Source organism: Citrobacter sp. Cb031 (assembly GCF_030336725.1).
Taxonomy (GTDB): domain Bacteria; phylum Pseudomonadota; class Gammaproteobacteria; order Enterobacterales; family Enterobacteriaceae; genus Citrobacter; species Citrobacter braakii.
This window is the reverse complement of the sequence record NZ_JAOWDA010000022.1, coordinates 15446-29973: the sequence shown is the minus strand read 5'-3', so window position 1 is coordinate 29973 and position 14528 is coordinate 15446. Positions and strand designations below refer to the sequence as shown.

Annotated in this window: 14 protein-coding genes and 1 pseudogene; 7 read left to right on the top strand and 8 right to left on the bottom strand. The window is 53.0% G+C overall.

Annotation, left to right across the window (positions count from 1 at the left end):
- Positions 1-31: 31 nt before the first annotated feature.
- A pseudogene (locus tag OGV93_RS07575) lies at positions 32-109 on the top strand (hypothetical protein); the annotation flags it as partial.
- A gap of 77 nt (positions 110-186) precedes the next feature.
- On the opposite strand, the gene OGV93_RS07570 reads toward OGV93_RS07575, so the two are convergent.
- The 6 genes from OGV93_RS07570 to tsgA form a co-directional block, all read right to left on the bottom strand.
- Complete coding sequence (locus OGV93_RS07570) at positions 187-357, bottom strand: YhfL family protein (protein ID WP_016154783.1); 171 nt, start codon at positions 355-357, stop codon at positions 187-189.
- A gap of 307 nt (positions 358-664) precedes the next feature.
- Positions 665-2038, bottom strand: a complete 1374-nt coding sequence (gene cysG / locus OGV93_RS07565) for a siroheme synthase CysG (RefSeq protein ID WP_016157628.1) — start codon at positions 2036-2038, stop codon at positions 665-667.
- An 11-nt stretch (positions 2039-2049) separates the two neighbouring features.
- Positions 2050-2859, bottom strand: coding sequence for a nitrite transporter NirC (gene nirC, locus OGV93_RS07560; RefSeq protein WP_080859341.1), 810 nt, complete (start codon positions 2857-2859; stop codon positions 2050-2052).
- A 139-nt stretch (positions 2860-2998) separates the two neighbouring features.
- The gene (nirD, locus tag OGV93_RS07555; protein ID WP_016154780.1) at positions 2999-3325 is read right to left on the bottom strand and encodes a nitrite reductase small subunit NirD; all 327 of its coding nucleotides are present in this window, start codon (positions 3323-3325) and stop codon (positions 2999-3001) included.
- A complete protein-coding gene (nirB, locus tag OGV93_RS07550; protein ID WP_016154779.1) occupies positions 3322-5865 on the bottom strand; it encodes an NADPH-nitrite reductase large subunit in 2544 nt (847 codons plus the stop codon). Before nirB ends, nirD begins: the two co-directional genes overlap by 4 nt.
- Positions 5866-6192: 327 nt before the next feature.
- Complete coding sequence (gene tsgA / locus OGV93_RS07545; protein ID WP_131380237.1) at positions 6193-7374, bottom strand: MFS transporter TsgA; 1182 nt, start codon at positions 7372-7374, stop codon at positions 6193-6195.
- A gap of 264 nt (positions 7375-7638) precedes the next feature.
- Between tsgA and ppiA the strand changes: the two genes are divergently transcribed.
- The 5 genes from ppiA to argD all read left to right on the top strand — a co-directional run bounded on the left by ppiA (position 7639) and on the right by argD (position 10975).
- Positions 7639-8211 (top strand): peptidylprolyl isomerase A, encoded by a 573-nt coding sequence (gene ppiA, locus OGV93_RS07540; RefSeq protein WP_003023595.1) that lies wholly within the window; start codon positions 7639-7641, stop codon positions 8209-8211.
- Positions 8212-8317: 106 nt separating this feature from the next.
- Positions 8318-8485: a FicA/YhfG family antitoxin gene (ficA, locus tag OGV93_RS07535; protein ID WP_016157626.1), complete on the top strand. Its 168-nt coding sequence runs from the start codon at positions 8318-8320 to the stop codon at positions 8483-8485.
- Positions 8475-9077: a putative adenosine monophosphate-protein transferase Fic gene (locus OGV93_RS07530; protein ID WP_104652066.1), complete on the top strand. Its 603-nt coding sequence runs from the start codon at positions 8475-8477 to the stop codon at positions 9075-9077. Before ficA ends, OGV93_RS07530 begins: the two co-directional genes overlap by 11 nt.
- 31 nt (positions 9078-9108) lie before the next feature.
- Positions 9109-9672, top strand: coding sequence for an aminodeoxychorismate synthase component 2 (gene pabA / locus OGV93_RS07525; protein WP_169329712.1), 564 nt, complete (start codon positions 9109-9111; stop codon positions 9670-9672).
- Positions 9673-9757: 85 nt separating this feature from the next.
- Positions 9758-10975 carry a bifunctional acetylornithine/succinyldiaminopimelate transaminase gene (gene argD / locus OGV93_RS07520; protein ID WP_019078160.1) on the top strand — a complete coding sequence of 406 codons (1218 nt, stop codon included), beginning with the start codon at positions 9758-9760 and terminating at the stop codon, positions 10973-10975.
- Positions 10976-11017: 42 nt separating this feature from the next.
- Here the strand turns inward: argD and OGV93_RS07515 are convergent, their stop codons facing one another.
- Both OGV93_RS07515 and crp read right to left on the bottom strand, forming a co-directional pair.
- Complete coding sequence (locus OGV93_RS07515) at positions 11018-13105, bottom strand: YccS/YhfK family putative transporter (RefSeq protein WP_016154774.1); 2088 nt, start codon at positions 13103-13105, stop codon at positions 11018-11020.
- A 51-nt stretch (positions 13106-13156) separates the two neighbouring features.
- A complete protein-coding gene (crp, locus tag OGV93_RS07510; protein ID WP_000242758.1) occupies positions 13157-13789 on the bottom strand; it encodes a cAMP-activated global transcriptional regulator CRP in 633 nt (210 codons plus the stop codon).
- Between the two features lie 308 nt (positions 13790-14097).
- Here crp and OGV93_RS07505 point away from each other — a divergent pair, with 308 nt between their 5' ends.
- The gene (locus OGV93_RS07505; protein WP_016154773.1) at positions 14098-14505 is read left to right on the top strand and encodes an OsmC family protein; all 408 of its coding nucleotides are present in this window, start codon (positions 14098-14100) and stop codon (positions 14503-14505) included.
- The last annotated feature ends 23 nt before the right edge of the window (positions 14506-14528 follow it).

Here is a 14528-nt window from a genome sequence, read left to right as displayed (position 1 = left end):
ATATAAATATTCAATTTACTGAAGATATAAAATGCGTCGGATATTTATCAAGAGAGAGGAGGGACTGACAACCCTGGCCCGCTACCTGCTCGGCGAGAAGTGCGGTAACGTGTGAATGAGCATTTAACCTATAAATATAAAAACCGGGGATTTCCCGGTTTTTTTGTATCTGCGCAATCGCTTCTGTTACAGATCTGCAGCTGGGCCACAGCCACCAATAATTTTAGAAATAGAAATTGCCGGATGCAGGAAGTAATCGTAGGTGCAGTTATCTTTTTTGTTATCGACATGACCAGTACACGCGGTCAGCGTAGCCAGAACACCAGCAACGATAGTGATTTTTGCAAATTTCAGCATGTTAAAATCCTTGTAAGATATCTATTTTTAAATGGATGAAATCCATTTCTCGGCGGTTAAGATATCAACTAAAATAAACTTAAAGTAGTCCGGATTAGGACATAACAAGTTTTATATAAAATATGCTTTCAATGAATTTGAATGTTTTAAAAATACATTTAATTAATGATTAACGGTTGGGCTACTGAGGCGAGTATATAGCGTATATCGGTTATTTATTTCTATCGGAAGATAAATAAATGCCCTGAATATGAACTGTCCAACTTTATGGGGGCAGTCCAACATCAGGGCATTTTTCAGCGTTAAATTAATGGTTCGAGAACCAGTTCAGCTTATCGCGTAGTCCAACCACGCGGCCGACGATAATCAGCGCCGGGCTTTCAACCTGCTGCGCCAGTTCGCCGAGTTGCGAAAGCACCCCGTTAACAACGCGTTGCTTCACGGAGGTACCGTTTTCTACCAGCGCGACAGACATATCGGGTTGCATGCCAAATTCGATCAGTTTTTCCTGGATAGTAGCCGCCTGATTGAGGCCCATGTAGAACACCAGCGTCTGTTTCTCTGCCGCCAGATTTTCCCAGTCCAGCTCGCCGCCGGTTTTCAGGTGCCCGGTGACCAGACGTACACTCTGGGCGTAATCTCGATGGGTCAGTGGAATGCCGGAATAGGCGGAACAACCGGATGCTGCGGTAATACCTGGCACAACGGAGAATGGAATACCGGCATGACACAGGGTTTCCAGCTCTTCGCCACCACGGCCAAAGATGAACGGGTCGCCACCTTTCAGGCGCACGACGCGTTTGCCCTGTTGCGCTTCACGCAGCAGGATCTGGTTAATTTCTTCCTGCGGTACGCAGTGGTAGCCCGCGCGTTTACCGACGAACACCCGGTCGGCATCGCGGCGTACTAGGTTCATGATGTCGTCGGATACCAGACGGTCATAAACCACGACATCCGCTTGCTGGATCTGCTGTAGACCTTTCAGCGTCAGCAGCCCGGCATCGCCAGGACCGGCGCCAACCAGCACTACTTCGCCTCGATGGTCCAACGGTTCGCTGAGCAACTGCTCGGTGGTTTCCTCGACGGCTTTCTGGTCACTGTTCGCCAGCGACTGCGCCAGGCGGTCATTCACGAACAATTTTTCCCAGAAGCGGCGACGTTCACCCATGCTGGCAAACTGTTCTTTCACTCGGGCGCGTAACTTGCCTGCATATTGCGCGACCTGGCCCAGATGCTGAGGCAGCACAGATTCAAGTCTTTCACGTAGCAGACGGGCAAGCACCGGCGATGTACCGCCGGAGGAGACCGCCACCATCAGCGGCGAGCGGTCGATAATGGAGGGCATGATAAAACTGGCTGCTTTTGGCGCATCGACCACGTTGCAGAAAATACGACGTGATTCTGCGGCGGTGCTGACGCTTTGGTTGACGGCATCGTCATCGGTGGCGGCAATAGCCAGCCAGCAGGTGTCGAGCAGGGACTCGTCGAACGGTCCCTCAACCAGCGTCAGCATGCCTTCATCTGCCCATACGGTGAACTGCGGAATAAACGCCAGCGCATTAACCGTTATACGGGCGCCCGCTTCCAGCAGTAACCGCGCTTTGCGTTCTGCGACATCACCACCGCCGACGATCAAGCAGTCGCGGTCACGTAGTTGACAAAATATAGGCAAATGATCCACGACATTACCCCTTAATTATTGGCAGTAGCCTCTGGCTGGTTGATTTTTGCCGGAACAGGACGCTCCGATTTTGGCGTAGCATACCAATAACCCAATCCCATGAATACGACACCGGACAAAGTATTACCGAGTGTCACCCACAACAGGTTATGACCAATTCCTGACAGGGTATAGGCTTCGCTGTGGTGACCGAACCAGGAGAGGGCAAACAGCGTCATGTTGGCAACCGAGTGCTCGTAACCGGAAGCGATAAACGCCAGCAGACACCACCAGATAGCGAGGAATTTTGCTGCGCCCTCGGTACGAATTGCCATCCAGATTGCCAGACAAACCAACCAGTTACACAGTGCGCCTTTAAAGAACAGCACCGTTGCTGGCGCGGTAGTTTTTGCCAACGCTACCGAATGGACTATGCTGGTATCGACCGGCAGCAGGCTACCGCCGCCCCAACTGTAAAGCAGAGCGACAAACACGGAACCGACCAGGTTACCCAGCCAGGTTTTTGGCAGGATTGCCCACATCTGACCGTGACTGATGGTGCCCGCTTTAACGCCAAGCGTCAGGAACATGGTGTGACCGGTAAACAGTTCCGAACCGGCAATAATGACCAGCGTTAAAGCGATACCAAAGGTTGCACCCATTACCAGAGGACGAACGGACGGGTCGAGCAGATTACCGAGGGTGAAAATAAGAATGATGCCGAGACCGACGTAGGCCCCCGCCATTGCCGAACTGACCCAGAATCCGAGCGGGTTATTAGCCGAGAGGCGTGCGATGCGCGCAGCGTTAGCCGCACACTTATTAATAGTGTCTGTGAACATGTGTTGATTATCCTTGAAGTACAAACAATAAAAAGAAATCGTAACCGTAGGCCTGATGGCGCTACGCTTATCAGGCCTACAAATAAAAGACCTACAAATACGTCAAAAAAGGGGAGGCGTTGCGCCTCCCAAAAATTTATTAACCGCGTAGTTGCACCGTGCCGTCTTTCACTCGGGCTTCGTAATGTTTCACGGAGAACTGTTCGTCTTCCATGCACAGACCGTCGCTTAAGCGAAAACGCTGTTTTTTCAGCGGGCTGGCGACCCACAATTCGCCCTGATGTTCAGCAATCAGCCCACGAGAAAGCACGCTGGACTCGAAGAACGGGTCGATGTTGCTGATCGCAAACACCTGGTCGCTGTGATACGGGCGGAAAATCGCAACTTGCTCGCTACCTAACAGGGCGCAGACGCCTGTTGCAGGCAGAATGTCATCGATTTTGCAGATGTTTTTCCACTGGCTCATGCGTTTTCCTCCACCAGAGTCACCGGGATACGCTCATAGGGCGTGGCCGGACGATGTTGTTCACGTTCAGGCACAACCTGGACATTCGGATCGCGTTGATCGCTGTTGATAAAGTGTTTGAAGCGAACCTGTGCGGATGGGGTGTTAACCGTCTCTGTCCACTCGCAGACCACCGCTTCACGCAGACGGGCCATCTCTTCTTCCAGGTGCTGGTTCAGCCCCAGTTTGTCGTCGATGATGACCGATTTCAGATATTCGATACCGCCTTCCAGGTTGTCTAACCATGGTGCGGTTCGGGTCAGTTTGTCAGCGGTACGGATGTAGAACATCATGAAACGATCAAGGTATTTGAGCAGCGTTTCGCGGTCGATATCCGCTGCCAGCAGGTCTGCATGACGAGGTTTCATCCCGCCGTTACCGCAAACGTACAAGTTCCAGCCTTTCTCAGTGGCGATGATACCCACGTCTTTGCCTTGAGCTTCCGCACATTCACGGGTACAGCCGGAGACGCCGAATTTCATTTTGTGCGGGGTACGAATGCCCTTGTAGCGGTTTTCCAGCTCCACGCCGAATCCGACGCTATCGCCGACGCCATAACGACACCAGGTACTGCCTACGCAGGTTTTCGCCATACGCAGCGCTTTGGCGTATGCGTGACCGGTTTCAAAGCCCGCTTCAATCAGCTGACGCCAGATTTCCGGCAGGTCATCTTTTTGCGCGCCGAACAGGCCGATACGCTGAGAACCGGTGATTTTTGTATACAGGTTAAATTCACGCGCGATACGGCCCACGGCCACCAGGCCTTCAGGAGTAATTTCTCCGCCCGCAGAGCGCGGGATCACGGAGTAGGTACCGTCTTTCTGGATGTTCGCCAGGAAGTTGTCGTTAGTGTCCTGCAGCGGCGTGTGCTGTGGTTTGAGGATGTACTCATTCCAGCAGGAGGCCAGCAGGGAACCTACGGTTGGTTTACACACTTCACAGCCGTAGCCTTTCCCGTGTTTTGCCAGCAGCTCTTCGAAGGTTTTAATTCCTTCTACACGGATCAGATGGAACAGTTCCTGACGCGAGTACGGGAAGTGTTCACACAGGTTGTTGTTAACTTCGATCCCCTGTTTCGCCAGTTCAGCGTTCAGGACCTGCGTTACCAACGGGATACACCCGCCGCAGCCGGTACCAGCTTTGGTTTCAGCTTTCAGCGCCGCAACGGTGTGGCAGCCTTTGTTGATAGCGGCGATCAGCATGCCTTTGGTGACGTCGAAGCAGGAGCAAATCTGCGCGCTGTCCGGCAGTTTATCGACACCGATAGACGGCTTACCGCTGCCCGCGTGAGCTGGCAGAATCAGTGAGTCTGGGTTTTCCGGCAGTTCGATGGCGTTCAGCACCAACTGCAGCAGGTTGCCGTAATCGCTGGTGTCACCGACTAAAACCGCCCCGAGCAGGGTTTTGTTATCTTCGCTAACGATGAGGCGTTTGTAGACTTCTTTGCTTTCGTCGAGATAGACGTAGCTACGGGCGCCCGGCGTGCGCGCATGCGCGTCGCCAATCCCGCCGACGTCAACACCAAGCAGCTTCAGCTTGGCGCTCAGATCCGCGCCTTCAAAGGCGTTTTCGGTTTCGAGAATATGGTCAACGGCAACCTGCGCCATTTTGTAGCCTGGAGCGACCAGACCATACACGCGGTTGTTCCAGCTGGCGCATTCGCCGATGGCATAGATGTCCGGATCAGAAGTCTGGCAGGTATCGTTAATCACAATACCACCGCGCGGCGCAACGTCGAGGCCGCATTGGGTGGCCAGTTTGTCGCGTGGGCGAATACCGGTAGAAAAGACGATGAAATCGACTTCCAGTTCGCTACCGTCGGCAAAACGCATGGTTTTGCGCGCTTCGGTGCCTTCCTGGACGATCTCTTTAGTGTTTTTGCTGGTGTGGACACGTACGCCCATGCTTTCAATTTTGCGACGTAACTGCTCGCCACCCATGTGATCCAGCTGTTCGGCCATCAGCATCGGGGCAAATTCAATCACGTGGGTTTCAACGCCGAGGCTTTTCAGCGCCCCGGCGGCTTCCAGGCCCAGCAGGCCACCGCCGACGACGGCACCACGTTTGCTACGGCGCGCGCAAGACTCAATGGCGTTGAGGTCTTCGATGGTGCGGTAAACGAAGCAGTCTTGGGTTTCCGAACCTTTAATCGGTGGGATCCACGGATAAGAGCCTGTCGCCATGATCAGCTTATCGTAATAGACCGTACGACCCGCGCTGGAGTGGATCACCTTCTCCTGGCGGTTGATGGTGATTGCGCGCTCGCCCACTAACACCTTAACGCCATGCTTCTCGTAGAATCCTTCACGCACCAGAGAAAGTTCTTCGGCGGTGTGGTGGGAGAAGTAGGACGACAGGTGGACACGGTCGTACGCTTTGCGGGGTTCTTCACAGAAGACGGTAATATCAAAATTGGCAGCGTCGGATTTATCAAGAAGATCCTCAATAAAGCGATGGCCGACCATACCATTACCGATAATAGCGAGTCTGACTTTGCTCATTTTTGCCTCGATTTCTTTTCTATTACTGCCTACCTTAACGATTCAGCAACCCCGCTTATTGATGCAAATCAAATTCGCCTTTATATACTCCTTAAGAGGTATATAGCTGATTTAACTGCATTTTTATAAGTTACGGAATTAACAGGCTTTTCGTGTTTGTATAAATAGCGTACAAATTAAGGGGTTTTTGTAAGAATTGGCCTACAGCACCAGAGAAAGAAGAGGGCGCGGGAATAGGCCGGAGGGCGTCTGCGCCTTATCCGGCCTACGAACAGCTTGTCTTGTAGGCCGGATAAGATGCGTTAGCATCGCCATCCGGCACTCAGATTAATGCGTTGCGGGTGCGTTATGCTGGCGATGACGCGTGACGAACCCAAGAATAAAGCACATCACGAATACGACCGCATACAAGCCGTTAGCCGTCTGCAATGCCGCCAGCGGACCGCTGTGCGCCACGATAGGGCCAGTGACCACGAAGGTGAGCATAGTACCGATGGTGCCACAGGTCAGAACGAAGTTAACCAGTTTAGGTGATGCGACCTTCGTCTGCTGGGAGCCGAGGGTAATGATGGTGGTATAAATCGCGCTGGAGAAGAAGCCCAACGTCAGAATGAACCACGGCATATGCTCCGGCGTACCGGTGATAAACAGATACATCAGGACGGTAGCCACACCAGCCAGTACGGTCAGGATGCGCTGCAAATCGAAGAAACGCAGGATAAAGCTAAATGCCCACATGCCAACCATGTAAGACATCCAGAAGTCGCTGACCAGTTTACCTGCGTCGTTCAGGCTCATGCCCAGACTTTTGGCGTATTCCGGCACCCAGGAGATAAAGCCCAACTGACCGAGGATGTAGCACAGCGCGGCGATCGCCAGGAACAGCACGCCAATGCCCCATTTTTCTTTTACCACAGGCGCGTCCGATTGCTGCGCGTGTTTACCCAGCGCCGGGAATTCGCAGCCGAAGGTCAGCAGGAAAATGGCGACGTATACCAGGCCGATGCAGGCATAAACCCAATACCATTCGATGCTGCGCGCTAACAGGAATGCTGCCACCATCGGGAAAATCATGCCGGCCATGCTGAAGAAGGAGTCAGTAAACAGCAGGCGGGAACCGCGCTGGCGACCTTCGTACATCTGAGTCACCAGGAACGTACCAATCGACATGGTGATACCGCTCACCAGACCCAGTACAAACATGGCGGCTGAGAACAAGGCCAGGCTATGGCTGAGCATCAGTCCGGCGACCGCCAGAACCATCAGGATAAAGCCAAAGCGCAACTGGGTTTTCAGTGGCACAATTTCCATCAGCCAAGCATTCAGAAAAATAGAGATCAGAATGCCGGCATTCAGAAAGGTGAAGGTGTTACTCATACTGGAAACGGGCAAATGGAAGTAATCTGCGATGTTTCCCATCACCATCCCGGTGACAATTACCAACGCGCCTGTCAGGGCGTAGGAGAGAAAGCTAATCCATGTGAGCTTGATGCGATTGCTGTTAGTCATGACTGGCCTGTATAGAAGTGTTAGGCGCATTGACTGCGCCGTGAGCGGGCAGATTTTAGGCGCTTTAGTGATGCATTTAAATGTTTATTGGTAATTACTTGCTACGTTACATTTTTTTATGTGATCTAGATCGCATTGAATCTTGAGGCTATAAGGTTACATTTGTTTCAAGTACGTAAAATTAAGTAAAGGGATGGCCTTGTTCTTGAAGGCTCTTTAGAATCAATTCACTTGCTTCATTTCTGCTCTTGTTAAGGAATTCTCATGCTCAAATCGACTCTGGCGGCTGTTGCAGCTGTTCTCGCTCTTTCTGCTCTCTCTCCCGCAGCACTGGCAGCAAAAGGTGACCCGCATGTCCTGCTGACAACCTCTGCCGGTAACATTGAGCTGGAGCTGAACAGTCAGAAAGCCCCGGTTTCAGTGCAAAACTTTGTCGATTATGTCAACAGCGGTTTCTATAACAACACCACGTTCCACCGCGTGATCCCTGGCTTCATGGTGCAGGGCGGCGGTTTTACCGAGCAGATGCAGCAGAAGAAACCTAACCCGCCAATCAAGAATGAAGCTGATAACGGACTGCGTAATACCCGCGGCACGATTGCCATGGCGCGTACAGCAGATAAAGACAGCGCGACCAGCCAGTTCTTTATCAATATTGCAGACAATGCGTTCCTCGATCACGGCCAGCGCGACTTTGGGTACGCGGTCTTCGGTAAAGTTGTGAAAGGTATGGATGTCGCGGATAAGATCTCTCAGGTGCAGACCCATGATGTTGGTCCTTACCAGAATGTCCCGTCAAAACCGATTGTTATCCTGTCTGCCAAAGTCCTGCCGTAAACGTCTTTTGCGCGGGCAGTTCCTGTCCGCGTTCTTTCCCTTCTCTGCGTAACCTGAAATTGCCGCTTATACTTGTGGCAAGTGTCGGCTCATTCAGGGAGGTCACGTGAAAAAACTCACCGATAAACAAAAGTCCAGACTCTGGGAACAACGGCGAAATGCCAATTTCCAGGCCAGTCGGCGGCTGGAAGGCGTGGATATTCCACGGGTGACTTTGAGCACGGAAGACGCCCTGGCGCGTCTTGAAGAGTTGAGGGGGCACTATGAGCGATAAATTCGGTGATGGACGCGATCCCTATTTGTATCCGGGCCTGAATGTCATGCGTAACCGTCTGGGGATTCATCAGGCACAGCGCCTGGCGCAGGCGGCGTATGAACTGACGGCGCTGCGTGCGGCCACTATCGAATTAGGCCCGCTTAAACGGGGCTTGCCGCATCTGTGCGCCATTCATCGCCAACTGTATCGGGATATTTTTGACTGGGCGGGACATCTGCGAGAAGTGGATATTTATCAGGGCGATACCCGCTTTTGTCATTTCGCTTATATCGAGAAAGAGGGCAATGCGCTGATGCAGGACCTGGAAGACGAGTCCTGGTTGGTGGGGTTACCGGAAGATAAGTTTGTGGATCGTCTTGCGCACTATTATTGCGAAATCAACGTGCTGCATCCGTTTCGTATTGGCAGCGGTCTGGCACAGCGAATTTTTTTCGAACAGTTAGCGATTCATGCCGGGTATATATTGAGCTGGGATGACATTCCGGTTGAGGAGTGGAACCTGGCTAATCAGAGTGGGGCGATGGGTGACCTGTCTGCGCTTCGGGCGATATTTCGTAAAGTGGTAAGCGAAGCCCCGGAAACTGAGTAGAATAGCGCGGTTCTTATGTACCGGAGCCGCCATGATCCTGCTTATCGATAACTATGATTCTTTTACCTGGAACCTGTACCAATACTTCTGCGAACTGGGCGCTGATGTCCTTGTCAGGCGCAACGACGAACTGACGCTGGCGCAAATCGACGCGCTAAGCCCGCAAAAAATCGTAATATCCCCAGGCCCCTGCACGCCGGATGACGCTGGTATCTCATTGGATGTTATTCGTCATTTCGCGGGCAAGACGCCCCTGCTGGGTGTTTGTCTGGGACATCAGGCTATGGCGCAGGCCTTTGGCGCGACAGTGGTTCGGGCAGCTAAAGTGATGCACGGTAAAACCTCGCCAATTACGCATAACGGGCAGGGTGTTTTTCAGGGGCTCGCCAACCCATTAACGGTGACGCGCTACCATTCTCTGGTGGTTGCCCCCGCGACGCTTCCTGACTGCTTTGAGGTGACGGCCTGGAGTGAAACGCAGGAGATTATGGGCATTCGTCACCGCGAGTGCGATATGGAAGGGGTGCAGTTTCACCCGGAGAGTATTCTCAGCGAGCAGGGGCATCAACTGCTGGCTAATTTCCTCAATCGGTGATTTGTGGTTGCTATTCAGTGATTTTTTATTCATATTTTGTGATTATAATTTCACTAACATTTCTGCTTAACAGGGTGGCAATGACATGGCAACTGAACAAACTGCAATTACGCGCGCGACATTCGATGAAGTGATTCTGCCGATTTATGCACCGGCTGAGTTTATCCCGGTAAAAGGGAAAGGGAGTCGAGTCTGGGATCAACAGGGCAAAGAGTATGTTGATTTCGCGGGCGGCATTGCAGTTACTGCACTAGGGCATTGCCATCCGGCCCTGGTGGAGGCGTTAAAAACCCAGGGTGAAACCCTGTGGCATACCAGCAACGTTTTCACCAACGAACCGGCGTTGCGCCTGGGCCGTAAAATCATTGATGCGACCTTCGCCGAGCGCGTGCTGTTCATGAATTCGGGTACCGAAGCTAACGAAACCGCCTTTAAGCTGGCGCGCCACTATGCCTGCGTGCGCCATAGCCCGTTCAAAACCAAAATCATTGCCTTCCATAATGCGTTTCACGGTCGTTCGCTGTTTACCGTGTCCGTCGGCGGGCAGCCGAAATACTCTGACGGCTTTGGACCAAAACCAGCAGATATCATCCATGTACCGTTTAACGATCTGCATGCGGTCAAAGCGGTGATGGACGATCACACCTGTGCAGTGGTGGTTGAGCCTATTCAGGGGGAGGGTGGCGTCACTGCGGCAACGCCGGAATTCCTGCAAGGTTTGCGTGAACTTTGCGACCAACACCAGGCGCTATTGGTATTGGATGAAGTGCAGAGCGGGATGGGCCGTACCGGCGATCTGTTTGCCTATATGCACTACGGCGTGACGCCGGATATCCTCACCAGCGCGAAGGCCCTCGGCGGCGGCTTCCCGGTGAGCGCGGTGCTGACCACCCAAGAGATTGCCTCCGCATTTCATGTGGGTTCGCACGGTTCCACTTACGGTGGTAATCCGCTGGCCTGCGCAGTTGCGGGGGCCGCGTTTGATATCATCAACACGCCGGAAGTGTTGGAAGGTATTCAGGCCAAACGTCAGACGTTTGTCCAGCATTTGCACAAAATTGATCAACAGTTCGACATTTTTAGCGATATTCGCGGGATGGGGCTGCTGATTGGCGCCGAGCTGAAGCCGCAGTTTAAAGGCCGGGCGCGCGATTTCCTGTATGCCGCCGCGCACGAAGGGGTGATGGTACTCAACGCCGGACCGGACGTGATGCGTTTCGCGCCGTCGCTGGTAGTTGAGCAGGCGGATATCGATGAAGGGATGCAGCGTTTCGCACAAGCGGTAGCGAAAGTCGTTGCCTGATTACCTGTTGCCGGATAAGCACAGCGCATCCGGCAGTCGATCTTAACCTTTCATGTCCCGCAGACGGCGGCTCAGCCAGATTCCGTGGTGCGGTCGCTGACGCCATGCTACCGACGAAATGGTGTGCATGGTGTTCAGATGCCCCAGTATCCGTTGCAGATGCTGCTCAAGGGTGCTTAACGGACCGTGGGACAGCATCTCTGGCGCTTCGAGAATATTCACATCGCCTGAGCTTCCCGGTCCGTCATATTCCAGCCGCTGCTGACAGCGCTGGAGCGCAATTTCACAGGATTCCAGATACCGCTGCGCTAAATCCGGCGTCAGCATTGTGTGTTCCCTTGCCAGTGTGGTCATCGCGTTGATGTGCTCGACGATGAACTGGCTGTGCGTGACCCACAGTTTCATGTCCGCCAGGTAGTGCGAGTTGAATCCTGGCTCCTGCATCGCCTGGTTCAGTGAGTTGAACAACGTGTTATGCGCCTGATTGACCCGCATGCGTTGATACGCCAGCGGCGTGGCCTGCGGATCGTTGCTGAGGATCAGGCGAATGGCCTCCTGATCGGCTTCTAACGCATCATGGGCGTTCTTACGCAGCAGGCCGCTCTGCCACTGCGGCCACAGCCAGAGTGTACCGCCAAAGGCGATTAAGCAGCCAATAACCGTATCGACAAACCGCGGCACGATAAACTGTTCTCCGTTCAGCGTCAGCAGTTGCAGGGTGTATACCGCCGTGACCGTAAAGCCGACGGTAGCCCAGCCGTAGTTTTTGCGCATGATCAGATAGCTACCTAGGGTAATCAGCAGCATGCCTGCCAGCGTGTAACCTTCCTGAATATGAAAGTGCAGGGTGACCCCGGCAATGACCAGTCCAACGAGCGTTCCTGCTGAACGGTGTAAAATACGTACCCGGGTTGCTCCGTAGCCATTTTGCGTGACGAACAGGATCGTCATCAAAATCCAGTAAGGCTTTGGCAGGTGTAAAGCGCTGCCCATCAGGCTGGCGATACTTAGCATGACACTGATGCGCCCGGCATTACGCAGCGCCGGTGATTTCAACGACAGATAGTTTTTCAGGGCCGGGATCAGCGGCAACCGACGCTGCTTGTCCGCCATTAAATCTCGGGCGTACAGCGGTCGCTGGGTGCGTAGCACGCGGGCAATACGGCTGAAGTGCCAGTAGCAAAATTGTCCCACCGGATTGTCCGGATGCTGGTTGGCGATTTTCTCCAGCGTGCCAATCTGCTTGTCCATCGAGAAACGGGTCGGCAAGCGGTGATACAGAATATCATCAGCCAGTACCCGGAGGCGTTCGGCGACGGTGCGCGCATTCCAGCGAATCACCTGTTCGGCGTGGCTACGTTCGACCAGCTTTTGCACCTCTTCCGGCTGGTGAAGGCTGACGGAAATATGCTCCTGCAAATCCAGCGCCTCCTGAAAGGCACGCAGCAGGCGCTTGTAATCGTTGTTGCGATGCGCCGACAGCATATGCATTTGCTGGTAGCACTGGGTAATCAGATCCACCGCTTTCTGCTGGCGAACCAGCAGGGGAGGCAGCGCTTTTTCCGGATCGGCATGCTGGGTCAGCAGGCTGTACTTGGCCTCACAGTAATCGGCTAATTCACGGTACAACAAGCTGAGCGATTCACGGAGCGGCTGCTCGCGCCACATCCAGAACCAGAACCAGTTGAACAGGCCGTACCATAACGTGCCCAGCGCATAGATCAGCAACGGTTCCCAGACGGGCATGTTCCCGACCAGGCTTAGCGTGAAAATCGCGGCGATAAGTGAGGCCGGTAACAGTCGGGCATGTAGAGGGCTGAGCTCGGCGGTTACGCCAAGAATCAGCGTCAGTCCGGTGAGGATAAGCGGCAGCGGTATGGCCTGTGCCAGCAGCAACTGCATGATCAGACTGCAACCGGCAAACAAAGACGCGCCAATAGCTAAACGTTTGAAAAAGCGCTTATGCGGGGTATCAAGACCGGCAATGTTGCAGCAGGCAGGGACCAGGGAGAAGAGGAGTCCCAGATGAAGCTGACCGATGATCAGACCAACAGCCACAGGTAAACATAGCACCAGCGTCTGCCGTAGTGCGTAGTTGATCTCTGGGTGGTATATCAGTCTTCGCCACATCGGTGTAAACAAAAGTGGCGCATCACTGAGTAACGCGCCACTTCGATGGGGTTAACGGGTGCCGTAGACGACGATGGTCTTACCGTGTGCGGAGATCAGGTTCTGATCTTCCAGCATCTTCAGAATACGACCAACGGTCTCACGGGAGCAGCCAACGATCTGGCCGATTTCCTGACGGGTGATTTTAATCTGCATGCCGTCCGGGTGGGTCATCGCATCAGGCTGTTTCGCCAGATTCAGCAGAGTCTGCGCGATACGACCCGTTACGTCGAGGAAGGCTAGGTTGCCGACTTTTTCAGACGTGACCTGCAGGCGACGAGCCATCTGTGAAGACAGGCGCATCAGAATATCCGGGTTGACCTGGATTAATTGGCGAAATTTTTTGTATGAAATTTCAGCGACTTCACATGCGGTTTTGGCACGTACCCAGGCGCTACGTTCCTGACCTTCTTCGAAGAGGCCTAATTCACCAATAAAATCGCCCTGATTCAGATAAGAAAGGATCATTTCTTTCCCTTCTTCATCTTTGATCAGCACTGCCACTGAGCCTTTAACGATGTAATACAACGTTTCCGCTTTTTCACCCTGGTGAATCAGCGTGCTCTTCGATGGGTACTTATGAATATGGCAATGAGACAAGAACCATTCGAGAGTCGGGTCTGTTTGCGGTTTGCCAAGCACCATGCGCGGTTATCCTCTGTTATAAGCTGTCTCCAGAGCCAGAAAACGACGCTGCCTCTGGGTTTGCAAAAATATGCTTCCCGCTACCTGGGAAAGGGGCTGTCAAAAATTAACTGCAGCCTGTAATGTGATGTCCTCTGCATACATGCAGTACGTCAATGTATTACTGTAGCATCCTGACTGTTTTAGCATAGCTTTCGCCGTGTGTCTCCTGGTGTCTCGCTTCAGCATGACGCAGGTCGCCTTCCGTTGCGAGAATTGTTATGTACGCGTAATCTGTCAGGAAAATTGAAACATTGGAGTTACGAAATATGCAAGCGCGTGTAAAGTGGGTTGAGGGGTTAACCTTCCTCGGTGAGTCCGCCTCTGGTCACCAAATTTTGATGGACGGTAACTCCGGTGATAAAGCGCCGAGCCCGATGGAAATGGTATTAATGGCTGCGGGTGGTTGCAGCGCAATTGATGTGGTTTCGATCCTGCAAAAAGGTCGTCAGGATGTGACCAACTGCGAAGTGAAACTGACCTCAGAGCGTCGTGATGAAGCGCCGCGCCTGTTTACCCACATTAACCTGCATTTCATCGTAACGGGTAACGATCTGAAAGATGCGTCCGTTTCGCGCGCAGTCGATCTCTCTGCGGAAAAATATTGCTCTGTGGCGCTGATGCTGGAAAAGGCGGTGAACATTACCCACTCCTATGAAGTGGTTGCTGCTTCGTGATGTCATGCCTGATGGCGTTTCAC